Source organism: Devosia sp. J20-27, from assembly GCF_055808595.1.
On record NZ_CM147875.1, the window covers coordinates 1,234,023 to 1,255,974 of the forward strand.

The 21,952-nt window shown below is 64.5% G+C and carries 27 protein-coding genes; 25 read left to right on the forward strand and 2 right to left on the reverse strand.

The window, feature by feature from the left end; translation table 11 throughout:
* Window positions 1-14 precede the first annotated feature (14 nt).
* The 3 genes from AC0L4C_RS06050 (at window position 15) to AC0L4C_RS06060 (ending at window position 2,559) form a co-directional block, all read left to right on the forward strand.
* Window positions 15-1,055: an aspartate-semialdehyde dehydrogenase gene (locus AC0L4C_RS06050; RefSeq protein ID WP_473402726.1), complete on the forward strand. Its 1,041-nt coding sequence runs from the start codon at window positions 15-17 to the stop codon at window positions 1,053-1,055.
* Window positions 1,056-1,237: 182 nt separating this feature from the next.
* A complete protein-coding gene (locus AC0L4C_RS06055; protein ID WP_473402727.1) occupies window positions 1,238-2,122 on the forward strand; it encodes an EamA family transporter in 885 nt (294 codons plus the stop codon).
* On the forward strand, window positions 2,119-2,559 hold the full coding sequence (locus AC0L4C_RS06060) for a GNAT family N-acetyltransferase (protein WP_473402728.1): 441 nt from the start codon (window positions 2,119-2,121) through the stop codon (window positions 2,557-2,559). The genes AC0L4C_RS06055 and AC0L4C_RS06060 overlap by 4 nt, the downstream gene beginning before the upstream one ends.
* Window positions 2,560-2,562: 3 nt before the next feature.
* Here AC0L4C_RS06060 and AC0L4C_RS06065 read toward each other — a convergent pair whose 3' ends face one another.
* Window positions 2,563-3,195, reverse strand: a complete 633-nt coding sequence (locus tag AC0L4C_RS06065; protein ID WP_473402729.1) for a carbonic anhydrase — start codon at window positions 3,193-3,195, stop codon at window positions 2,563-2,565.
* A gap of 78 nt (window positions 3,196-3,273) precedes the next feature.
* Between AC0L4C_RS06065 and AC0L4C_RS06070 the strand changes: the two genes are divergently transcribed.
* Complete coding sequence (locus tag AC0L4C_RS06070; RefSeq protein WP_473402730.1) at window positions 3,274-3,483, forward strand: DUF1737 domain-containing protein; 210 nt, start codon at window positions 3,274-3,276, stop codon at window positions 3,481-3,483.
* A gap of 108 nt (window positions 3,484-3,591) precedes the next feature.
* The gene (locus AC0L4C_RS06075; protein ID WP_473402731.1) at window positions 3,592-3,837 is read left to right on the forward strand and encodes a hypothetical protein; all 246 of its coding nucleotides are present in this window, start codon (window positions 3,592-3,594) and stop codon (window positions 3,835-3,837) included.
* An 8-nt stretch (window positions 3,838-3,845) separates the two neighbouring features.
* Here AC0L4C_RS06075 and AC0L4C_RS06080 read toward each other — a convergent pair whose 3' ends face one another.
* Complete coding sequence (locus AC0L4C_RS06080; protein ID WP_473402732.1) at window positions 3,846-4,424, reverse strand: NUDIX domain-containing protein; 579 nt, start codon at window positions 4,422-4,424, stop codon at window positions 3,846-3,848.
* Window positions 4,425-4,573: 149 nt separating this feature from the next.
* Here AC0L4C_RS06080 and AC0L4C_RS06085 point away from each other — a divergent pair, with 149 nt between their 5' ends.
* The 20 genes from AC0L4C_RS06085 to AC0L4C_RS06180 all read left to right on the forward strand — a co-directional run bounded on the left by AC0L4C_RS06085 (window position 4,574) and on the right by AC0L4C_RS06180 (window position 21,921).
* A complete protein-coding gene (locus AC0L4C_RS06085; protein WP_473402733.1) occupies window positions 4,574-4,813 on the forward strand; it encodes a hypothetical protein in 240 nt (79 codons plus the stop codon).
* A 109-nt stretch (window positions 4,814-4,922) separates the two neighbouring features.
* A complete protein-coding gene (sdhC, locus tag AC0L4C_RS06090; protein WP_473402734.1) occupies window positions 4,923-5,309 on the forward strand; it encodes a succinate dehydrogenase, cytochrome b556 subunit in 387 nt (128 codons plus the stop codon).
* Window positions 5,306-5,695, forward strand: a complete 390-nt coding sequence (gene sdhD / locus AC0L4C_RS06095) for a succinate dehydrogenase, hydrophobic membrane anchor protein (RefSeq protein WP_473402735.1) — start codon at window positions 5,306-5,308, stop codon at window positions 5,693-5,695. Before sdhC ends, sdhD begins: the two co-directional genes overlap by 4 nt.
* A gap of 6 nt (window positions 5,696-5,701) precedes the next feature.
* The gene (gene sdhA / locus AC0L4C_RS06100; protein WP_473402736.1) at window positions 5,702-7,510 is read left to right on the forward strand and encodes a succinate dehydrogenase flavoprotein subunit; all 1,809 of its coding nucleotides are present in this window, start codon (window positions 5,702-5,704) and stop codon (window positions 7,508-7,510) included.
* Window positions 7,510-7,941 (forward strand): DUF3052 domain-containing protein, encoded by a 432-nt coding sequence (locus tag AC0L4C_RS06105; protein ID WP_473402737.1) that lies wholly within the window; start codon window positions 7,510-7,512, stop codon window positions 7,939-7,941. The genes sdhA and AC0L4C_RS06105 overlap by 1 nt, the downstream gene beginning before the upstream one ends.
* Entirely contained in the window at window positions 7,938-8,231 is a 294-nt protein-coding gene (locus tag AC0L4C_RS06110) for a hypothetical protein (RefSeq protein WP_473402738.1), read from the forward strand. Before AC0L4C_RS06105 ends, AC0L4C_RS06110 begins: the two co-directional genes overlap by 4 nt.
* 10 nt (window positions 8,232-8,241) lie before the next feature.
* Window positions 8,242-8,562, forward strand: a complete 321-nt coding sequence (locus AC0L4C_RS06115) for a hypothetical protein (RefSeq protein ID WP_473402739.1) — start codon at window positions 8,242-8,244, stop codon at window positions 8,560-8,562.
* Window positions 8,563-8,577: 15 nt separating this feature from the next.
* Window positions 8,578-9,363, forward strand: a complete 786-nt coding sequence (locus tag AC0L4C_RS06120) for a succinate dehydrogenase iron-sulfur subunit (protein WP_473402740.1) — start codon at window positions 8,578-8,580, stop codon at window positions 9,361-9,363.
* A gap of 37 nt (window positions 9,364-9,400) precedes the next feature.
* The gene (locus AC0L4C_RS06125) at window positions 9,401-9,628 is read left to right on the forward strand and encodes a putative signal transducing protein (protein WP_473402741.1); all 228 of its coding nucleotides are present in this window, start codon (window positions 9,401-9,403) and stop codon (window positions 9,626-9,628) included.
* Between the two features lie 233 nt (window positions 9,629-9,861).
* Complete coding sequence (locus tag AC0L4C_RS06130) at window positions 9,862-10,470, forward strand: AprI/Inh family metalloprotease inhibitor (protein ID WP_473402742.1); 609 nt, start codon at window positions 9,862-9,864, stop codon at window positions 10,468-10,470.
* A gap of 1 nt (window position 10,471) precedes the next feature.
* Window positions 10,472-11,590: a cell division protein ZapE gene (gene zapE, locus AC0L4C_RS06135; protein ID WP_473403463.1), complete on the forward strand. Its 1,119-nt coding sequence runs from the start codon at window positions 10,472-10,474 to the stop codon at window positions 11,588-11,590.
* Between the two features lie 100 nt (window positions 11,591-11,690).
* The gene (mdh, locus tag AC0L4C_RS06140; RefSeq protein WP_473402743.1) at window positions 11,691-12,653 is read left to right on the forward strand and encodes a malate dehydrogenase; all 963 of its coding nucleotides are present in this window, start codon (window positions 11,691-11,693) and stop codon (window positions 12,651-12,653) included.
* A 20-nt stretch (window positions 12,654-12,673) separates the two neighbouring features.
* Window positions 12,674-13,222: a hypothetical protein gene (locus AC0L4C_RS06145; protein ID WP_473402744.1), complete on the forward strand. Its 549-nt coding sequence runs from the start codon at window positions 12,674-12,676 to the stop codon at window positions 13,220-13,222.
* A gap of 37 nt (window positions 13,223-13,259) precedes the next feature.
* A complete protein-coding gene (gene sucC / locus AC0L4C_RS06150) occupies window positions 13,260-14,459 on the forward strand; it encodes an ADP-forming succinate--CoA ligase subunit beta (protein WP_473402745.1) in 1,200 nt (399 codons plus the stop codon).
* Entirely contained in the window at window positions 14,459-15,112 is a 654-nt protein-coding gene (locus AC0L4C_RS06155) for a hypothetical protein (protein WP_473402746.1), read from the forward strand. The genes sucC and AC0L4C_RS06155 overlap by 1 nt, the downstream gene beginning before the upstream one ends.
* 33 nt (window positions 15,113-15,145) lie before the next feature.
* Window positions 15,146-16,051 (forward strand): succinate--CoA ligase subunit alpha, encoded by a 906-nt coding sequence (sucD, locus tag AC0L4C_RS06160; RefSeq protein WP_473402747.1) that lies wholly within the window; start codon window positions 15,146-15,148, stop codon window positions 16,049-16,051.
* A 164-nt stretch (window positions 16,052-16,215) separates the two neighbouring features.
* A complete protein-coding gene (locus AC0L4C_RS06165) occupies window positions 16,216-19,218 on the forward strand; it encodes a 2-oxoglutarate dehydrogenase E1 component (protein WP_473402748.1) in 3,003 nt (1,000 codons plus the stop codon).
* A gap of 12 nt (window positions 19,219-19,230) precedes the next feature.
* Entirely contained in the window at window positions 19,231-20,583 is a 1,353-nt protein-coding gene (odhB, locus tag AC0L4C_RS06170) for a 2-oxoglutarate dehydrogenase complex dihydrolipoyllysine-residue succinyltransferase (protein WP_473402749.1), read from the forward strand.
* A gap of 39 nt (window positions 20,584-20,622) precedes the next feature.
* Window positions 20,623-21,096 (forward strand): hypothetical protein, encoded by a 474-nt coding sequence (locus AC0L4C_RS06175; protein ID WP_473402750.1) that lies wholly within the window; start codon window positions 20,623-20,625, stop codon window positions 21,094-21,096.
* A 66-nt stretch (window positions 21,097-21,162) separates the two neighbouring features.
* A complete protein-coding gene (locus AC0L4C_RS06180; RefSeq protein ID WP_473402751.1) occupies window positions 21,163-21,921 on the forward strand; it encodes an SDR family oxidoreductase in 759 nt (252 codons plus the stop codon).
* Window positions 21,922-21,952 lie beyond the last annotated feature (31 nt).

Below are 21,952 nucleotides of genomic sequence, written 5' to 3' on the forward strand. Positions count from 1 at the left end.
AAAGGACTGACACAATGGGTTATCGGGTCGCCGTCGTCGGAGCCACGGGTAATGTGGGCCGCGAAATGCTCAACATCCTTGCGGAGCGGAAGTTTCCCGCCAGCGAGGTGATTGCGCTCGCCTCGTCGCGCTCGCAGGGGCAGGAAATCAGCTTCGGAGACAAGCGCCTCAAGGTGCGGAACCTCGAGAATTTCGACTTCAGCGGCGTCGATTTCGCGCTGATGTCGGCAGGCTCGGGCATGTCCAAGGAATATGGCGAAAAGATCGGCCGCACCGGCTGCATCGTCGTCGATAATTCCAGCTTCTGGCGCTACCACGGCGATGTGCCGCTGATCGTGCCGGAAGTGAATGCGCATGTGCTGGACGCCTATATGGCGCGCAATGATCGCAAGAACATCATCGCCAACCCCAACTGCTCCACGGCCCAGCTGGTAGTGGCGCTCAAGCCGCTGCACGATTTTGCAACGATCAAGCGCGTTGTCGTCTCGACCTATCAGTCGGTGTCGGGCGCCGGCAAGGATGGCGTCGACGAGCTCTGGACCCAGACCAAGGGCATTTTCGTCAACGACACGGCCACCGCCCGCAAGTTCACCAAGCAGATCGCCTTCAACGTCATCCCCCATATCGATATCTTCATGGAGGACGGCTACACCAAGGAAGAGTGGAAGATGGTGGCCGAGACCAAGAAGATCCTCGACCCCAAGATCAAGCTCACCGCCACCTGCGTGCGCGTGCCGGTGTTTGTGGGCCACTCCGAAGCGGTCAATCTCGAGTTCGAAAAGCCGATCTCCCCCGATGAGGCGCGCGGCATTCTCCGCGAGGCACCGGGCATCTCGGTCATCGACAAGCGCGAGGACGGCGGCTACGCCACGCCGGTCGAGTCGGTGGGCGAGTACGAGACCTTCGTCAGCCGTATCCGTGAGGACGTGACGGTCGAGAACGGCCTCGCGCTCTGGGTGGTGTCGGACAATCTGCGCAAGGGGGCCGCCCTCAATACCGTGCAGATCCTCGAGACGCTGATCGAGCGCAAGCTGGTGACGCAGAAGGCGGCCTGACGCGGGCCCCTGCGTGATCGCCTTTTCCCTTGCGGGAAAAGGTGCCGAAGGGCGGATGAGGGGGCTTTTCTCCCCATCCGCAACCTCCGAGAGAGATCCTCATCCGTCTCTCGCCGCGCTCGATCCACCTCCTCCCGCAAAGGGGAAGGGAAGGGCCGAAAGTATCGTGGGACGCGAGACAGATGCCCCTTCGCCACATCCTGCTCGCGCTCGCCATCGCCACCGTGCTCGGTCTCAGCTTTGTTGCCATCCATTACGGGCTGGAAGAGGCGCCGCCGCTGCTGCTGACGGCCCTGCGCTATGTTTTTGCCGCGATCCCAGCGGTCTTTTTCATCAAGCGGCCGGCCATCGACTGGCGGCTGCTGGTGGCCTACGGGCTGTTCGTCGGCGTCGGGCAGTTCGGGCTGCTGTTCATCGCCGTCAAACTGGGCATGCCGGCCGGGCTGGGCTCGCTGGTGATCCAGCTGCAGGTGTTTTTCACCGTGCTGCTGGCCTTTTTCGTCTTTGGCGAACGCCCGCGGCTCTGGCAGGTCGCCGGGGCGCTGGTCGCCTTCGGCGGCATTGGTGTCATTGCCATCGAGCGGGTGGATGGCGCGGCCCTGCTGCCACTGCTGCTGACCATTGTCGCGGCGGTGTTCTGGGGGCTGGGCAATATCACCAGCAAGAAGGCCGGTCGCATCGACATGCTGGCCCTGGTGGTCTGGTCGTCGCTGGTGCCGCCGCTGCCACTGCTGGCGGCGTCGCTGCTGTTCGACGGTCCGGCGGCGATAGGGGCTGCGTTCGGGCAGTTCACCTGGCGCGGCATCGGGGCGGTGGCCTTCATGTCCTATGGTGCGACGCTGTTCGGGTTTTCGATGTGGGCGCGCCTGCTCAGCCTCTATCCGGCCAGCCAGGTAGCGCCATTTGCGCTGTTCATCCCGGTGGCCGGCATCGGCAGCGCCGCGCTGCTGCTGGGCGAAACCGTCAGCGGCATCGAGATTATCGGCAGCGTGCTGGTTTTCGCCGGACTTCTGGTCAATGTTTTGGGACCGCGCCTGTTCGCCGGGCGCCGCGAGGGGGCAAGATGATCAATATCCGGCCAGCACATGCCGAAGACGCGGACGCTATCGGACGGCTCTTTGCCACTTCGCGCCGGGTCCTGACCTTCCTGCCGGAACTGCACACCATCGAAGAGGATATGGCCCATATCCGCGACGAGGTGATGCCGAACTACCTGGTCACGGTGGCGCTGCGCGACGGGGAGATTGTCGGCTTCATGGCCGAGAAGCCGGGCTGGATCGAGCATTTCTACATGGATGCCAGCCAGTTGCGGACGGGTATCGGCTCGGTGCTGATCGGGGTCGCCAAGGGTCGCAACAGCAGTCTCGAACTCTCGTGCTTCCGCGACAATCTGGCGGCACGGGCGTTCTATGAAAAGCACGGTTTTGTCGCCATCGCGCAGACCGATGGATCGGGCAATGAAGCCGGGGTGCCCGATGTCCGCTACCGCTGGGAGCGGGCGTGAGCCTCAGACCTCGGGGCGTGCGAAGTCGCCGTTGCTGTCCATGACCCAGAGCTCGCCGGTAGAGATGTCGAACCAGGCGCCATGCAGCTGCAGCGCTCCTTCGGCCTCGAGCTTGCTGACATAGGGGAAGGTGCGCAGATTGGCGATCGAATTGCGGATCGACAGGCGCTCCAGCATGGTCTGGCGCTCCTTGTCGGTGATGATGCTGTAGGCGGCCACCTGCTCGGACACCGGCGCCAGCATGCTCATCCACTTGCCGATGAAGTCGCCCTGGGCCAGCGGCGGCGCATTGCGCGGACCGAGGGCGGCCTGGATGCCGCCGCAGCGGCCATGTCCCATGATGACGATATTCTTGACGCCCAGCGAGTTGACCGCAAACTCGATGGCAGCCGAGGTGCCGTGCTGGCCGCCATCGGGCTGGAAGGTCGGTACCAGGTTGGCGACGTTGCGCAACACGAAGAGTTCGCCCGGACCGGCGCCGAAGATCGTCTCGGGCGCAGCCCGGCTGTCACAGCAGGCAATGACCATGGTTTCCGGGGACTGGCCTTCGGCCAGCTCACGATACCGGTGCTGCTCGTAGCGCTCGGTCATGAACGAGCGGTAGCCATCCAGCAGGGCTTTTGGAAACTTGTGCATGTCGATCCGATTAGCTGTAAGCAAGGCAAATTACAACTGCGTCGGCCGCAGTGCTGGGCTGACTTTATCGGGGGCACGATGCTGATTTATCGCTTTCTCAGCGGGGATGACGACTCCGCGTTCTGCCACAAGGTGACCAAGGCCCTCAGCGAGGGCTGGAGCCTGCATGGCGGGCCAACCTACGCCTATGACTCCATGAGCAAGAAGATGCGTTGCGGCCAGGCCGTGACCAGGGTGGTCGCCGACCAGCCCTACGATCCCGAGCGCAAGCTCGTCGATTACCGGTAGCCGCAGCCATTAACGAATTATGAACGGCCGCTTCAGTGGCCGTTCGGATCGTCGGGACTAGACCTCCATCACCGCGCCAATGGTGGCGCCGGCAGAATGGAGCGAAAGATGATGTCCAGACTCCTGACTACAGCACTTGCCGTTTCCATCGTTCTGTTGCCGCTCGCCGCCCGGTCGAGCCAGCCCGAGGTCAAGGTCATCGACCTGGCGCCGCAGGCCGAGATCCTCACGGCGCAGCCCGGTTTCGACTTCTTCCTCGATCCGGACCGCGATGCCGACCTGCGCATCAGGCTGCCGCGCTCGATCAACGAGTTCGACATCGACCGCGACCCGTTTGAGACCGCCAAGGTCTGAAGCCCGGCTCAGAGCAGCCCGTTGAGGGCCGCATACTGCAGCAGCATGATGGTCTTGCCATCACGGATCTCGCCGGTTCCGACCAGCCGCATGGCCTCGGCAAAGGGCATCTCGATCACCTCGATGTCCTCGCCTTCATCCACATGGCCGCCGCCTTCGGATACCTTGGCGGCCGCATCGTAGCGGCCGACGAACAGCCAGAGCCGCTCGGTCACCGAGCCGGGGCTCATATAGGTCCTCGGAAACACCAGCCGCACGTCCGAGACGCGATAGCCGGTCTCTTCCTCGGCTTCCTTTTTGGCGCAAGTCACCGGGTCGTCGCCATCGAGCTTGCCGGCGCACACCTCGAGCAGGTAGCCCGGTTCGGCATTGAAATAGGCCGGGAAGCGAAACTGGCGGGTGAGGACCACCGTGGCTTTTTCAGGATTGTAGAGCAGGGTCGCCGCGCCGTCGCCGCGATCATAGGTCTCGCGTACCTGCTGCTGCCAGTCGCCATTGCGCCGCTGCAGCCGGAAGCTCCAGCGGGTCAGCGTGCCCCAGCTCTTGGCCAGAACCTGCTTGGCGGTGATCTCGACGCGTTCGTTCACGACATATCTCCTCTTTCTGCCAGCCAGTTAAGCCAACGGCATGAACCGGAAATGAACGGCCGATTCACGCCCCGGCCAGCATAGGGACTGTAGATGTAAGCCCAAGCAGCGGAAGCCCGCACGGGGCCGCCCGCACCAGGGACGACAAGATGGACCGCCTCGCCACCGCACTCATGATCGCGCTTGCCGCTCTCCTGATGGCGGGTGGCTTGCCGAATGGCGTCATGGCCGAAGAGATCCGGGTCGGTCCGACCCCGGTCGCGGCGGCGGGCTCCACGTCCCGACTACCGGCGGCGTCCGGCCCGCGCAGCGAGCGAGTGCTGAGCCTTTTGCTCACGCTCGAAGCGCTGCGGGCCGCGCCGGTCCTGCTCGATCCGCCTAAAGTGTAGCCCGCAGCGCATTTCAAGCTTTGACCTGTCGCGGTCACGCGGTTAGAAGTCTCGAACCATTCCAAACTGGAGCGTCTGCGCCTGCAGCGCGGGCGGTAGCGAGACGCATATGGCTCCACGCGCCAAGCCGCTTTCACCTCATCTGCAAATCTATCGTTTCACGATGACGATGACGATGTCGATCGTGCATCGAGCCACCGGCATCGCGCTCTACGGCGGCACCCTGCTGCTGGCGTTGTGGCTGGTCGCCGCGGCGTTCGGTGGCGGCTTCTTCGACGCGGTGAACGGGCTCTTCGGCAGCTGGTTCGGCCAACTGGTGCTGTTCGGCTACACTTGGGTGCTGTTCCATCACATGCTGGGCGGCATCCGCCATTTCATCTGGGACCTGACGCAGATGATGGATGCGCCCGGTCGCGAACTGATCGTCCGGCTGCAACTGGCAGCGTCGATCCTTCTCACCCTTGTCGTCTGGGCAGCGCTTGTGTGGTTCAAATGAGCGAGAAGCCGACGGCGGCACAGATCGCCACTCCCACCACCCATTACGGCAATGCCCGGGCCTCGACGCGCCACTTCATCACCCAGCGGGTGACCGGCGCGCTCAACGTCGTCTTCACGCTGTTCTTTGTCTGGTTCGTGGTCAGCCTCGCCGGTGCCGACCGGGCCGGCATGGTCGGCATTGTCGCCAATCCACTGGTGGCCATCGCGCTGGCGCTGCTGATCGTCAATGTGGTGATCCACATGCGCAACGGCATGCGCGACATCCTGGAAGATTACTTCGCGGGTGCCCAATACCGCACTTACATGATGGCCAACACCGCGTTTGCCGTTTTCATCGCAGTGGTCGTGCTCGGCGCGATCGCCAAAATCGTCTTCTGGGGTTAGTTGCTCATGGCCGCATATGAAATCATCGACCATGAGTTCGACGTCGTGGTTGTCGGCGCCGGCGGCGCCGGTCTTCGCGCCACGCTGGGCATGGCCGAGCAGGGGCTCTCGACCGCCTGCGTCACCAAGGTGTTCCCCACCCGCAGCCATACCGTGGCGGCACAGGGCGGCATTGCCGCCTCGCTGCAGAACATGGGCCCCGACAGCTGGCAGTGGCATATGTACGACACCATCAAGGGGTCGGACTGGCTGGGCGACAATGACGCCATGGAATATCTGGCGCGCGAGGCGCCGGCCGCCATCTACGAGCTCGAGCACTACGGCGTGCCGTTCTCGCGCACCGAAGAGGGCAAGATCTACCAGCGCCCCTTCGGCGGCCACATGACCGAATTCGGCGATGGCCCGCCGGTGCAGCGCACCTGCGCGGCGGCTGATCGCACCGGTCACGCCATCCTCCACACCCTCTACGGCCAGTCGCTGCGCCACAACGCGCAGTTCTTCATCGAGTATTTCGCCCTCGACCTGCTGATGGGCGAGGACGGATCGTGCCAGGGCATCATCGCCTGGAAGCTTGATGACGGCACGCTGCATCGCTTCCGCGCCAAGATGACGGTGCTGGCCACCGGCGGCTATGGCCGCGCCTATTTCTCGGCGACCTCCGCCCATACCTGCACCGGCGACGGCAATGGCATGGTGGCCCGCGCCGGGCTGCCGCTGCAGGACATGGAATTCGTGCAGTTCCACCCCACCGGCATCTACGGTTCGGGCTGCCTGATCACCGAAGGCGCCCGCGGCGAGGGCGGCTATCTGGTCAATTCGGAGGGCGAGCGCTTCATGGAGCGCTATGCGCCCAACGCCAAGGATCTGGCGTCGCGCGACGTGGTCAGCCGCTGCATGACCATCGAGATTCGCGAAGGCCGCGGTGTGGGCCCCAAGAAGGACCACATCTTCCTGCATCTCGATCATCTCGATCCCAAGGTGCTGCACGAGCGCCTGCCGGGGATTTCGGAATCGGCCAAGATCTTTGCCGGCGTCGATCTCACCCGCGAGCCGATCCCGGTGCTGCCGACCGTGCACTACAATATGGGCGGCATTCCCACGAACTATCATGGCGAAGTGCTCGACCCGCGCCGCGGCGGGCCGGATGCCAACGTGCCGGGCCTGATGGCGGCCGGCGAGGCCGCCTGCGCCTCGGTGCATGGCGCCAACCGCCTGGGCTCGAATTCCCTGACCGACCTCGTGGTCTTCGGCCGCGCTGCGGCGCTGCGCGCCGGCCAGGTGGTCGATCGCGCTGCTGCCATTCCGTCGGTCAATGCAGCCTCCGAGGAGAAGATCCTCGCCCGCTTCGACCGGCTGCGCCATGCCAGCGGCGGTACGCCGACAGCGGTGCTGCGCGACCGCATGCAGCGCACCATGCAGGAAGATGCCGCCGTGTTCCGTACCGGCGAAACCCTGCAGTCGGGCGTCACCCGCATGACCGCGGTCTATGGCGGGCTTGCCGATCTGCAGGTCACCGACCGCTCGATGATCTGGAACTCCGATCTGGTGGAAACGCTGGAGCTGGAAAACCTGATGGCCAACGCCATGCAGACGGTGGTTTCGGCCGAGGCCCGCAAGGAAAGCCGCGGCGCCCATGCGCGCGAGGATTTCCCCGATCGCGACGACGTCAACTGGCGCAAGCACACGATCAGCTTCATCGATGACAGCGGCAAGGTGTCGCTCGACTACCGCCCGGTGCATGTCGATCCGCTGACCACCGAGGCGGAAGGCGGCATCAGCCTGAAAAAGATCGCGCCCAAGGCGCGCGTTTACTGATGTCGGCAGCCGCCGGATATTCCGGCACGCCGCTGGCCCAGAAACTCGGGCTCAAGGACGGGCAGCGCGTGCTGTTCATCGCCCTGCCGCCCGAGCACAAGGATTTGCGGACGGCGCGGCATTTCACCGAAATGACGCAGGCGGGATGGGAGACCTGGCAGGACGGCGAGCGGGGCTATGACCTGATCCACGGCTTTGCGGTGTCGCGCGGGACGCTCGAGACCAACGCCCGGCCGCTGATGGACACCATCGCCCGGGACGGGTCGATCTGGATCTCGTGGCCGAAAAAGGCCAGCAAGGTGCCGACCGACATCACGGAAGATGTGATCCGTGACGTGGTTTTGCCGATCGGGCTGGTGGATGTAAAAGTGGCCGCCGTCGATACGGTGTGGTCAGGCCTGAAACTGGTTATTCGCAAGGAACTGAGATGACGATTCGCGTGATTGCCGGCCTGCTCGTTCTCGGTCTGCTTGCCTCGCCCGTGCAGGCGGCGGCGCCGACGGCCGAACAGAAGGCCGAGTTCTACAAGACCTGCATGGGGATCGCGCAGAACGACGCCCTCTGCAGCTGCAAGCGCGATGCCGTGGACGGGCTGATCGATGCCGATTTCATGGCGGTGGTGATCGCGTCGATGAAGGGCAAGACGGCACCGGTGGATGTGACCGTGAAGTACGACACCTACATTGCCCAATCGAATGCCATCTGCATTCCAGGTTATTGAGGAGACTGCCGTGACCAAGCTCGCCTTCCTGCCCGTGCTGGCGCTGGGCGCCGGCCTGCTGGCAACGCCAAGCTTTGCCGACGCGAAGGCCGACTATCTGGCGGCGTGCCTGGGGGCCTCCAACAACAACACCGAACTGTGCGCCTGCAAGACCGAGGAAGCGGTGAAACATGCCGACGACGAGATGCTCGGCTTCATCGTCATCGCGCTCAAGGATAACCCCAAATTCAGGGAAATGGTGCAGAACGGCGAAGTGCCGGACGCGGTCATCAAGCAGTGGCCGGTCTATGTCCGCGAGAGCAATGCCGTGTGCATTCCTCCGACGAACTGAGAAGGTCCCGACGAAATGGCTGAGCTGCTGCTCCCGAAGAATTCCCAGCCCAAGCCGGGCAAGACCTGGCCCAAGCCGGCCGGCGCCACCAACCTGCGCGAGTATCGGGTCTACCGCTACGATCCCGACAGTGGCGAGAACCCGCGCATCGACACCTACTATGTCGATCTCGATGATTGCGGCCCGATGGTGCTGGATGCGCTGCTCTGGATCAAGAACACGGTCGATCCGACGCTGACGCTGCGCCGCTCCTGCCGCGAGGGCATTTGCGGATCGTGCTCGATGAATATCGACGGCGCCAACACGCTGGCCTGTACCAAGGGCATGGACGAGATCAGCCGTCCGGTGGTGGCAGTCTATCCGCTGCCGCACATGCCGGTGGTCAAGGACCTCGTCCCGGACCTCACGACTTTCTATGCCCAGCACCGCTCCATCGAGCCGTGGCTGAAGACGACGACGCCGGCGCCCAAGACCGAGTGGCTGCAGTCCAAGCCGGAGCGCGCCAGGATCGACGGGCTCTATGAGTGCATCCTGTGCGCCTGCTGCTCGACCTCGTGCCCGAGCTACTGGTGGAATGGCGAGAAGTATCTCGGTCCGGCGGCCCTGCTGCAGGCCTATCGCTGGCTGATTGACAGCCGCGACGAAGCCACGACCGAGCGCCTCGACAATCTCGAGGACCCGTTCAAGCTCTATCGCTGCCACACCATCATGAACTGCACCAAGGTCTGCCCCAAGGGTCTCAACCCGGCCAAGGCCATTGCCGAAATCAAGCAGCTGATGGTCCAGAGGGCGGTGGCATGAACCGGTTCAGGGCCGTCGCCAGAGCCGGCGGCCGCTGATGGACATGGTGGTCATCGCCGAGGTCGAGGATACGACACTGGCGATCGTGCTCAACGCCGCGCTGCGGGCGCACGGCTTTCATCCCGGCGAAGGCGGCGACCGCGGCCTGCCGGGGCTGCCCGGGGTGATCGGCCCGAAGGGCATCGCCATCCTCGTTCCCGACGACGAGGCCGATGACGCCAGGGTGCTGGCTGCCGATCTGCTGCGCGAAATGCTGGCCCGCTAGAGGCACAAATCGGGCCCGTGCCCCTAAGATTGCCACATTGACAGACGCAATAGGGGAAACACGGGGCATCCGCCGTTGAACGGCGGGCTGGCATCGCGCTATATGCCCCAGTTCAAAATCTCATGGGGGCCGCGGTCCCGCGACGGAGCAGGCCAATGACGACTTGGAAACGCGCGAGCGTTTCAGCCGCTGCGATGCTGGCACTGGCAACAGTGCTCGCAGGATGCAGCAGCGTGAGCAACAATCCGCAGACGGCACGACTGCCCACGCCCAATTCGGCGGCGGCGGTGCAGACGTCGCAGGTCGCGACCACCAACCTGCCGGCCATCGGCCAGGGTGCGGATGGCCAGCCGTTGCAGACCTCCCAGGTGGCACCCGGCCTGACCGGCCAGCCGGTGCTCGGCGGCCAGCAGAATACCATGACCCTCTCGGGTGGCGCGGGCCTTGGCGACCCGGCCAATCCGGCGCCGCTGCGCACAGCTTCGGCCGACGGGTCGTTCGTCACGCTCGATGCCGTCGGTACGGTGCCGAATGCGCCCGGCCGCGATCTCAGTGGCGGTCTCACCATCGAAAAGCTGCTGGGCGGCTGGACGGTGGTGTCGGGGCCGCAGCAGTGCAAGCTCAACCTCACCTATACCGCCAAGTCCGGCACCAGCCGCTACCGCGCCTCGACGCCGGGCTGCGCCCTGCAGGGGCTCAACGTGGTGGCGTCGTGGCAGCTGGCCGGCAGCCAGGTGCAGCTGTTCGACGAGAACGGCGACATCATTGCGGCGCTGATCCTATCGGGGAACCGGTTCATCGGCACTCTGGCCGGCGGCCAGGGCATCTCGATGGTTGGCTGAACTGGCCTCGCCGGGGCCGGTTTCCGACGCTCTTGCCGCGCTGGTCCGGCAGGGCGCCCTGAGCGCCGATTCGCTGCAGCAGCGAGCAGCGGCAGAGCTCGATCGCGTCGCCAGCGGCCTGACGCAGAAACCACGCGGCCTGTTGGGCGGGATTTTCGACAAGCCGGCACCGGTGCGCGGCGCCTATCTCGTCGGCCAGGTGGGGCGCGGCAAGACCATGCTGATGGACCTGTTCTTCGAGGCGGTCCCGATCGACGCCAAGCGGCGGGTGCATTTCCACGAGTTCATGGACGAGATGCACGAGGCAATCCGCGCCTTCCGCGCCACGGCGCGCGGCAAGGCCGACAATGCCGATCCCATTGCCGCCGTCACACGCCCGCTGATCGCCGATATCCGGCTGCTGTGCCTCGATGAATTCCAGGTTACCGACATCACCAATGCCATGCTGCTGGGGCGGCTGTTCGGCATGCTGTTCAGCGCCGGGGTGACGGTCGTTGCCACCTCCAATGTGGCGCCGGACGGGCTCTACGAGAACGGCCTCAATCGCCAGCTGGTGCTGCCGTTCATCGCCGAGCTCAAGCGACATGTCGATGTGGTGCCGCTCGATGGCCCCACCGACTACCGACGCCTCAAGTTCGAAGGCCAGGAGGTCTACCAGTTCGGCAGCGGGCCGGAGGTGCGGGCTGCCATGGACCGGCTGTGGCACCGGCTCACCGGCGGCGCCGAAGGGGCACCGGCCGAGCTGGCGTCGCTGGGTCGCAGCATCCGGGTGCCGCATGCGGCCCTGGGCGCAGCGCGCTTCAACTTCGCCGATCTCTGCGAAAAGCCGCTCGGGGCGCGCGACTATGTGCGGCTCGCCCACGCCTATGACACGGTGATGATCGACCATGTGCCGCAGTTCTCGCGGCAGCGCTCGGACGCCTCCAAGCGCTTCATCCTGCTGGTCGATACGCTTTATGACCGCGGCGTCAAGCTGGCGGCGAGCTTTGCCGTGCCGCTCGATGCCCTGGGGAAGGACGACAAGACGCAGTTCGAGTTCCAGCGCACCGTGTCGCGGCTCATCGAAATGCAGTCGGCCGACTATCTGGGCGCGCCCCACAAGGACGCCGAGCCGGCCTGAGCCCGGAGAATTCCGCGCGCTCAGCCGAACGGCTCACTTGCACGGTTTCCGCCATAGGGTTAATAGGGGCCGCAATTCAAACATACCGGGGTAACAGCTCATGGCGCGCAAGAAGATCGCTCTCATCGGAGCGGGACAGATTGGCGGAACTCTTGCACATCTGGTTGCGCTCAAGGAGCTGGGAGACGTCATCCTTTTCGACATCGTCGACGGGGTGCCGCAGGGCAAGGCTCTCGATCTCAGCCAGTCGGGTCCCGTTGAAGGCTTCAACGCCGCCATCAAGGGTACGTCCGAGTACAAGGACATTGCCGGCGCCGATGTGGTGATCGTTACGGCCGGCGTGCCGCGCAAGCCCGGCATGAGCCGCGACGACCTGCTCGAAATCAACCTCAAGGTGATGGAGCAGGTGGGCGCGGGGATCGCCAAGTACGCTCCCGAGGCCTTCGTCATCTGCATCACCAACCCGCTCGATGCGATGGTCTGGGCCCTCCAGAAGTTCTCGGGCCTGCCCTCCAACAAGGTTGTCGGCATGGCCGGCGTGCTCGACTCGGCGCGCTTCCGTCACTTCATCGCCGATGAACTCAATGTCTCGGTCGAGGACGTCACGGCCTTCGTGCTCGGTGGCCACGGCGACACCATGGTGCCGCTGCCGCGCTATTCGACCGTTGCCGGCATTCCGCTGACCGATCTGGTCAAGATGGGCTGGCTGACCAAGGACAAGCTCGAAGCCATCGTGCAGCGTACCCGCGACGGCGGCGCCGAGATCGTCGGTCTGCTCAAGACCGGTTCGGCCTTCTACGCCCCGGCCGCCTCCGCCATCGAAATGGCCGAGAGCTATCTCAAGGACAAGAAGCGCCTGCTGCCGGTGGCCTCCTTCCTCAAGGGCGAATACGGCGTCAAGGGCACCTATGTCGGCGTGCCGACGGTGATCGGCGCCGGTGGCGCAGAGCGGGTCGTAGAGATCCAGCTCTCAGGTGCCGAGCAGAAGGCGTTCGACAAGTCGGTGGCCGCTGTCGCCGGCCTGATCGACGCGTGCAAGAAGATCGCGCCCAAGCTCGCTTGATCGACGCAAGGGTGCGGCCCATGTCCCATCGCTTCCTGCTTCCCACGCTGGTCGCTGCACTTGTTGCGGCCAGTCCGGCGAGCGCGGAGAGCTTTTACACCACGCTCGATTTCGACCAATGCACCGTGCTGTCGACCGACGAGGAAGCGGGCGGCGCCGAACTGCGCTGCAAGGGCTATGGCGGCTTTGACGTCTATGTCAGCGATTTCGATGCGCGCATGTCGGTCGATTTCGGCGAGCCCGACGACCGCTTCGAGACTTTTTCCGCCTTCAACAGCGTCGGCAATACCATCGAGTGGCTGACCGATGCCGACGGCGTGCAGGCGACGGTGCTGCGTCACTTCATCGATGTCGATGGACGCAAGGCGCAGGCGCTGGTGGCCAGCAAGGTCGGGGTCCCCGGCGCGCCGGGCTGCGTCGTCGGCATCGTCGATGCCGCGACCGAGCAGGCCAACGGCGTGGCGCGTGGCCTCGCGGCCATGGCAAAACTCTTCGACTGCGGTTCCGACCCGGTCGTGATCGTCCCGGGAGCATCCGATCTGGTTGCTCAATTCAGCGGGGCCAACTAGTGACACTATCCAGTATCAAGGGCACAGGAGAGCTCAGGTGAATATTCATGAACACCAGGCGAAGGCGCTTCTGAAGTCCTACGGCCTGCCGGTCGCGGCGGGCGTGGCCATCTTCAAGCCCGAGGAAGCCGCTGCGGCAGCCAAGTCGCTGCCCGGCCCGCTCTATGTGGTCAAGAGCCAGATCCACGCGGGTGGCCGCGGCAAAGGCAAGTTCAAGGAACTCGGTCCGGACGCCAAGGGCGGCGTGCGCCTCGCCAAGAGCATCGACGACGTCGTTGCCAATGCCAGGGAAATGCTGGGCCACACGCTGGTCACCAAGCAGACCGGCGATGCCGGCAAGCAGGTGAATCGCCTCTATATCGAAGACGGCGCCGACATTGCCCGCGAGCTCTACTGCTCGCTGCTGGTCGACCGCTCCTCGGGTCTGGTCAGTTTCGTGGTCTCGACCGAAGGCGGCATGGACATCGAGACGGTGGCCCATGACACGCCCGAGCGGATCATCACCGTCGGTATCGATCCGGTCGCCGGCGTCACCGCCGACGCCGTCGCCAGGATCGTTGCGGCGCTCAAGCTCGAGGGCGCGGCTGCCGAGGATGCCAAGTCGGTCTTCCCGGCGCTCTACAAGGCGTTTGTCGATACCGACATGAGCCTGCTCGAGGTCAATCCGCTGATCGTCATGACTGACGGCCATATCCGCGTGCTCGATGCCAAGGTGAGCTTCGACAACAACGCCGCCTTCCGTCATCCCGAACTGGCCGAACTGCGCGACCTCAGCGAAGAGGACGCCAAGGAAATCGAAGCCAGCAAGTTCGACCTCGCCTATGTGGCGCTCGACGGCAATATCGGCTGCATGGTCAACGGCGCGGGCCTCGCCATGGCGACCATGGACATCATCAAGCTCTACGGCGAGGAGCCGGCGAACTTTCTCGATGTCGGCGGCGGCGCCAACAAGGAAAAGGTCACCGCGGCCTTCAAGATCATTACCGCCGATCCGGCGGTCAAAGGCATCCTGGTCAACATCTTCGGCGGCATCATGCGCTGCGACATCATCGCCGAAGGCGTGATTGCCGCGGTCAAGGAAGTGGGCCTCAAGGTGCCGCTGGTCGTCCGCCTCGAGGGCACCAATGTCAAGGAAGGCAAGGCCATCCTCAACGCGTCCGGGCTCAACGTGATCTCGGCCGATGACCTCGACGATGCGGCGCAGAAGATCGTCGCGGCCATCCGGGGCAAGAACTGATGCGGCACGCCGTCCCGGCCGGTCTGCTGGCGGCACTTGCCGTCACGTCCGCCGTGGCGGCGCCGCCGGCCTATGACGTGGCGTTTGTCGATGCCTTCAGGGATGCCTGCGTGCCGCAGCGGCTGAGCTATGACGGGACCAGGCAGGCGGCGCGGGCCGCCGGCTGGACCGAAGTCGATCGCACGGCCAATGCCGAGCTCGACGCCATGATGGCGATCTCCGAGGCGGCGGCAGACGATCCCGAGCTGCAGGCGACACTCGAATATGCCATCTACTCCAAGCCGATCGAGGGCGTGGCGCATTTCCTCGTGGTCGACCGCGCCACGGCGATCATCGGCGAGCCCGACGACCCGCTCAATCCGTGGGTCTTTATCGGCTGCTATCTCTACAATTTCGATGCCGCCGCGCCGATCGACCCCGAACTGGTCAGCGCATTGACCGGCAACCCGATCGCCGACAGCCAGGTCAACATGCACCTGGCCGGCTGGGTCTGGGGTCCGCCCTGTCCCATGCCGCGCACCGGCGATACCTATATGACCTTCATCCCGGAAGTGAGCCAGTTCAAGCAGGAGACCGGGTTCTCCGGCCTGGTGCTGAAATTCTCGACTTCCGAACCTGACCCCGAAGACGTCGTGCCTGACAGCTACTGCTAGTCACGCCGCTTCCAGCACGCGAGCCAAACGCCTATGTCCATTCTCGTCAACAAAGACACCAAGGTCCTCGTGCAGGGTCTGACCGGCAAGACCGGCACGTTCCACACCGAACAGGCGCTGGCCTATTATGGCACCAAGATGGTGGGCGGCACGCATCCCAAGAAGGGCGGCGAGAACTGGACCTCCGGCGTGGATGGCACCTCGCTGCCGATCTTTGCCACGGTGGCCGAGGGCATGGCACAGACCGGCGCCAATGCGTCGGTGATCTATGTGCCGCCGGCCGGCGCCGCCGCGGCCATCGAGGAAGCCATCGATGCGGAAATCCCGCTCATCGTCTGCATCACCGAAGGTGTGCCGGTGCTCGACATGGTGCGGGTCAAGGCCAAGCTGGAAAAGTCGAAGTCGCGGCTGATCGGACCGAACTGCCCCGGCGTATTGACGCCTGAAGAGTGCAAGATCGGCATCATGCCCGGTAACATCTTCTCGAAGGGCTCGGTGGGCATTGTCTCGCGCTCGGGCACGCTTACCTATGAAGCAGTGTTCCAGACCACCAATGCCGGCCTCGGCCAGACCACGGCGGTCGGGATTGGCGGCGACCCGGTCAAAGGCACGGAATTCATCGACATGCTCGAGATGTTCCTGGCCGACGAAGCCACCAAGTCGATCATCATGATCGGCGAAATCGGCGGTTCGGCCGAAGAAGAAGCGGCGCAGTTCCTCATCGACGAGGCCAAGCGCGGCCGCAAAAAGCCGATGGCCGGCTTCATCGCTGGCCTTACGGCGCCGAAGGGGCGTACCATGGGCCATGCTGGCGCCGTAATTTCAGGCGGTAAGGGCGGCGCCGAAGACAAGATCGCTGCGATGGAGTCGGCAGGCATCAAAGTGTCGCGATCCCCTGCAAGGATCGGCGTCACTCTGGCAGAAGTCCTCAAGGGCTGAATTCGGCCCCTGAGTCGTAGGAAGGAGAGCGGGTGTGGAGCGCCCGCCTTCCTTAACAGGATGCAAAGACAAAGCGGGCACACTCCGGCCCGCGCAATGAGGCCCCGTCGAGTGTTTCCGGGGCGGCCAAGAAGGATGGCGGGGTCGAAGCCCTGCAACACACCATGACCCGACAAGAAAAGAACGAACAGTTCTTGCTCTCTTCCTTCCTGTATGGCGGCAACGCCGACTACATCGAAAATCTGTACGCCCGCTTCAAGACCGATCCCGACAGCATCGACCCGACCTGGGCGAGCTATTTCGGCCGGCTGGAAGACTCGGCGGCCGATGCGACCAGGAACAGCGACGGCCCGTCGTGGCAGCGCAGCGACTGGCCGGTCGCGGCCAATGGCGATCTGGTGTCGGCGCTCGACGGCGACTGGCCGCTTTCCGATATTACCGTCAAGACCAGCAAGGCGCTGGGCAAGCAGGCGGCCGGCGAGGGCGCCGCGGCGCCGTCCACGGTCGATGTGCTGCAGGGCACCCGCGACGCCATCCATGCCATCATGATGATCCGCGCCTATCGCATGCGCGGCCATCTGCATGCCGATCTCGATCCGCTGAAGATGAAGGCCGACGATCCGGCGCCCGAACTGGATCCGGCGACCTACGGCTTCACCGAGGCCGATTACTCGCGCAAGATCTTCATCGACAACTACCTGGGCATGGAATTCGCCACCATTCCCGAAATGCTCGAAGTGCTGCGCCGTACCTATTGCTCGACCGTCGGCGTCGAGTTCATGCACATCTCCGATCCGGAAGCCAAGCAGTGGATCCAGGAGCGCATGGAAGGGCCGGACAAGGAAATCAAGTTCACGCCCGAAGGCAAGCTGGCGATCCTGAACAAGCTGGTCGAGGCCGAAGGCTTCGAGAAGTTCATCGACGTCAAGTATACCGGCACCAAGCGCTTCGGCTTGGATGGTTCGGAAGCGCTGATCCCGGCGCTCGAGCAGATCATCAAGCGCGGCGGCGCGCTGGGCGTGAAGGATATCGTGCTCGGCATGGCCCACCGTGGCCGTCTCAACGTGCTGACGCAGGTGCTGGCCAAGCCGCACCGCGCGCTGTTCCACGAGTTCAAGGGCGGCGCCTTCTATCCCGAGGAAGTCGAAGGTTCGGGCGACGTGAAGTACCATCTGGGTGCGTCGGCCGATCGCGAGTTCGACGGCAACAGCGTCCACCTGAGCCTGACCGCCAACCCCAGCCATCTCGAGATCGTCGATCCGGTGGTGCTGGGCAAGGCCCGCGCCAAGCAGGACCAGCGCTCGGCCGTTGACGGCAAGTTCATTGCCGACACCCGCCAGACCGATCGCTCGGTGGTGCTGCCGTTGCTGCTGCACGGCGATGCCGCCTTTGCCGGCCAGGGCGTGATAGCCGAGTGCCTCGGGCTTTCCGGCCTCAAGGGCCACCGTACCGGCGGCTCGATCCATTTCGTCATCAACAACCAGATCGGTTTCACCACGGCGCCGATGTATTCGCGCTCGTCGCCTTATCCGACCGATGTCGCCAAGATGATCGAGGCGCCGGTGTTCCATGTGAACGGCGACGATCCGGAAGCGGTGGTCTATGTCGCCAAGGTGGCGACCGAGTTCCGCCAGCGCTTCGGGCGTCCGGTGGTCATCGACATGTTCTGCTATCGCCGCTTCGGTCACAACGAAGGCGACGAGCCCAGCTTCACCCAGCCGCTGATGTATTCCAAGATCCGCGGCCACGAGACGACGCTGGATATCTACTCCAAGCGCCTGATCAGCGAGGGCCTGATCACCAGCGAAGAGTTCGACAAGCTCAAGCAGGACTGGCGGGCGACGCTGGAGACCGAGTTCGAAGCCGGACAGGATTTCCGCCCCAACAAGACTGACTGGCTCGACGGCCAGTGGAAGGACTTGCGCAAGGCCGACATCGACGGTCCGCGCCGCGGCGATACCGGCGTCGAGATGGAAGACCTGGTGCGCGTGGGCACGCGGCTGTGCGCCGTGCCCAAGGACTTCAACATCCACAAGACCGTCAAGCGGTTCATGGACAATCGCCTGGCGGCGATCGAGAGCGGCGAGGGCATCGACTGGGCGACCGGCGAGGCGCTGGCCTTTGCCACGCTGCTCGACGAGGGCCATCCGGTGCGGCTCTCCGGTCAGGACGTCGAGCGCGGCACGTTCAGCCAGCGTCACAGCGTGCTCAACGACCAGGAGCGCGACAACGAGACCTATACCCCGCTCAACAATATCAGCGAGGACCAGGCGCGCTACGAAGTCATCAACTCGATGCTGTCGGAAGAAGCGGTGCTCGGTTTCGAGTACGGCTATTCGCTGGCCGAGCCGACGACGCTGACCCTGTGGGAAGCGCAGTTCGGCGATTTCGCCAATGGCGCGCAGGTGGTCATCGACCAGTTCATCTCGTCGGGTGAACGCAAGTGGTTCCGCATGTCCGGTCTCGTGATGCTGCTGCCGCATGGCTATGAAGGCCAGGGGCCGGAGCATTCGTCGGCGCGGCTCGAGCGCTATCTGCAGCTGTGCGCCGAAGACAACATGCAGGTCGCCAACTGCACGACGCCGGCCAATTACTTCCACATCCTGCGCCGCCAGGTGACCCGCGACTTCCGCAAGCCGCTGGTGCTGATGACGCCCAAGTCGCTGCTGCGCCACAAGCGTGCTACGTCGGCCTTGGCCGAGTTCGGAGCGGAGTCGAGCTTCCATCGCCTGCTCTGGGACGATGCCGAAGCGCCGGGCGCGCCCAAGACCACGATCAAGCTGGTTCCCGACGACAGGATCCGCCGCGTCGTGCTGTGCTCGGGCAAGGTTTATTACGACCTGCTCGAGGATCGCGAGAAGCGCGGCATCGACGATGTCTACCTGTTGCGTGTGGAGCAACTCTATCCGTTCCCGGCGAAGGCCTTGCTCGACGAGCTCAATCGCTTCAAGAATGCCGATATCGCCTGGTGTCAGGAAGAGCCCAAGAACATGGGTGCCTGGGCCTTCGTGCAGCCCTATATCGATTGGGTGCTCGATCAGATGGGCAAGGGCAATGAGCGCCCGCGCTATATCGGACGGCCGGCGTCGGCCTCCACCGCCACGGGCCTGATGCGCACGCATCTGGCGCAGATGCAGACGTTCCTCGAAGAAGCGTTTGCCAAATAAGGATCGGAATGAATGTCGGTAGAAATCCGGGTACCAACGCTGGGTGAGAGCGTCACCGAAGCCACCATCGGCCAGTGGTTCAAGAAAGTTGGCGATGCGGTCGCCGCCGATGAACCGGTGGTGGAGCTCGAAACCGACAAGGTGACGATCGAGGTGCCGGCGCCCTCCGCCGGGACGCTGGAATCGATCGCTGCCAATCCGGGCGATACAGTCAATGTCGGAGCGCTGATCGGCGCCATCGGCGCGGCCGGCGCCACCGTGACGGCCAAGCCCGCCGAGGCTGCCAAGCCGGCGGAGCCCGCCAAGGCACCCGAACCTGCAGCCGCTCCAAGGGCCGAGGCTGCTCCGGCAGCCGCGCCGGCGGCCGCCAACGGTTCGGCCAGTCCCTCGGCGCAGAAGTTGATGACCGAAAACGGCATGAGCTTGGGCGACGTCGACGGCTCGGGCAAGCGCGGTCAGGTGCTCAAGGAAGATGTGCTGGCGACCATGTCGCGTCCGGCCGGCGCAGCCAGCGGCTCGGCCGTCATCCAGCCTGCCGCCAGGCAGGCCGAGGCACCCAAGGCGGCGCCCGCTGCACCGGCTGCGCCTGCCGCTCCCTCGATTGCTGCGGCTCCCGCTCCGGCGCCTTCGGCTGCGCCGCGCGCTCCGGTCGCTGCCGAGGACGAGCCGCGTGAAGAGCGGGTGAAGATGACCCGCCTGCGCCAGACCATTGCGCGGCGTCTCAAGGATGCCCAGAACACGGCCGCCATGCTCACCACCTTCAATGAGGTGGACATGAAGCCGGTGATGGACCTGCGGGCCCAGTACAAGGAACTGTTCGAGAAGAAGCACGGCGTGAAGCTCGGCTTCATGGGCTTTTTCACCAAGGCCGTGACGCATGCCCTCAAGGAGATTCCGGCGGTCAATGCCGAGATCGATGGTGAGGACCTCGTCTACAAGCAGTACGCGCATATCGGCGTCGCGGTGGGCACCGACAAGGGCCTCGTGGTGCCGGTGGTGCGCGATGCCGACCAGATGTCGATCGCCGAGATCGAGAAGGCCATCAACGTCCTGGGCAAGAAGGCCCGCGACGGCGCGCTGGCGATGGCCGACATGCAGGGCGGCACCTTCACCATCTCCAATGGTGGCGTCTATGGCTCGCTGATGTCGACGCCGATCCTGAATGCGCCGCAGTCGGGTATCCTGGGCATGCACAAGATCCAGGAGCGTCCGGTGGTGGTCAACGGCCAGGTCGTCGTCCGTCCGATGATGTATCTGGCGCTGAGCTATGACCACCGTGTGGTGGACGGCAAGGAGGCAGTGACCTTCCTCGTGCGCGTCAAGGAAAGTCTTGAGGCTCCCGAGCGTCTGGTGCTTGATCTCTAGACGCCGATAGCGTCTGATTGCCCTCCTCTGGGGGTAATCATGTTGCAGACCAACATTCTGGCCCGCCTTCTGGCGGGCCTGTTTTTTTTGAACATTTTTCCGCTCTCGCTTGCAATCGCCCAGGAAACCGTCATCGCCACCGCCGAGGACGCGACGCGGGTGCATGTTGCCTTCCTCACCATGGACCTCTTGATGGAGCGCTGCGGCCTTGAGACCGGACAGCCGGCGCTGATGGAGACGGCGCGCGCCAGATGGGAGGCGCAGAACACGCCAGTTCTCGACCTCGCCGATGTCATGCTGAAGCATTTCGACGTTGCGGTGAGCGAGGCAGAACTGGAGCCGCGGGCCGAAGCGGATGTAAAGGCGCTGCTGACCTCGCTCGTCACGCCGGCCGAACTCTGCGACAGCTTCGTCAGCCGCATTGACGCCGGGATCATGGACCTCGTCGAGCAGGTGCCCGACATGGTCTATCGCCTGTCGGTGTCGGTGGAGATCATCCGCAAGAACGGTTGAGCCCTGTCGCGCCTTGTGTTTCGCCGGGCGCCCACTAAGCTTTCCGAAAAATCAGGGAGAACGTTCATGGCTGGTCCAGTCCTCGTGGTCACCGGCGGCAGCCGCGGTATCGGTGCGGCAACGTCATTGCTTGCCGCCAGGCGCGGCTATGCCGTCGTGGTCAACTATGTCGGCAATGTCGAAGCGGCCGAGCGAGTCTGTCACCAGATTCACGCCGCGGGCGGCGAGGCCGTGGCGGCGCGCGGCGACGTCTCGATACCCGAGGACGTCGAGCACATCTTCCGCGCCGCCGACCGGCTGGGGACGCTGGGCGGGCTGGTCAACAATGCCGGCATCGTCGATGTGGCGCAGCGGGTCGACGAGATGAGTCCGGAGCGGCTGGCGCGTATGTTTGCGGTCAATATCACCGGCAGCTTCCTGTGTGCCGCGGCAGCCATCCGGCGCATGTCGACCCGGCACGGCGGCAAGGGTGGCGGCATCGTCAACCTGTCCTCGGCTGCCGCCAAGCTTGGCGCCGCCAATACCTATGTCGACTATGCGTCGGCCAAGGGCGCCATCGACACGTTTACTGTCGGGCTGGCGCTGGAGGTGGCGGGCGAAGGCATCCGCGTCAACGGCGTCCGTCCCGGTATAATCGATACGGAAATCCACGCCGCGGGCGGTGCACCGGACCGGGCCGCGCAGGTCGGTCCGACGCTGCCGATGGCGCGTGCCGGCACGGCCGAGGAAGTGGCCAATGCCATTCTCTGGCTGCTGTCGGAGGAAGCCTCCTACACCACCGGGTCGACCATTTCGGTGACCGGCGGGCGTGCCATTTCGCCATGAGCCCGTTTCGCCCCCAAGCTTTGGCGGCCGG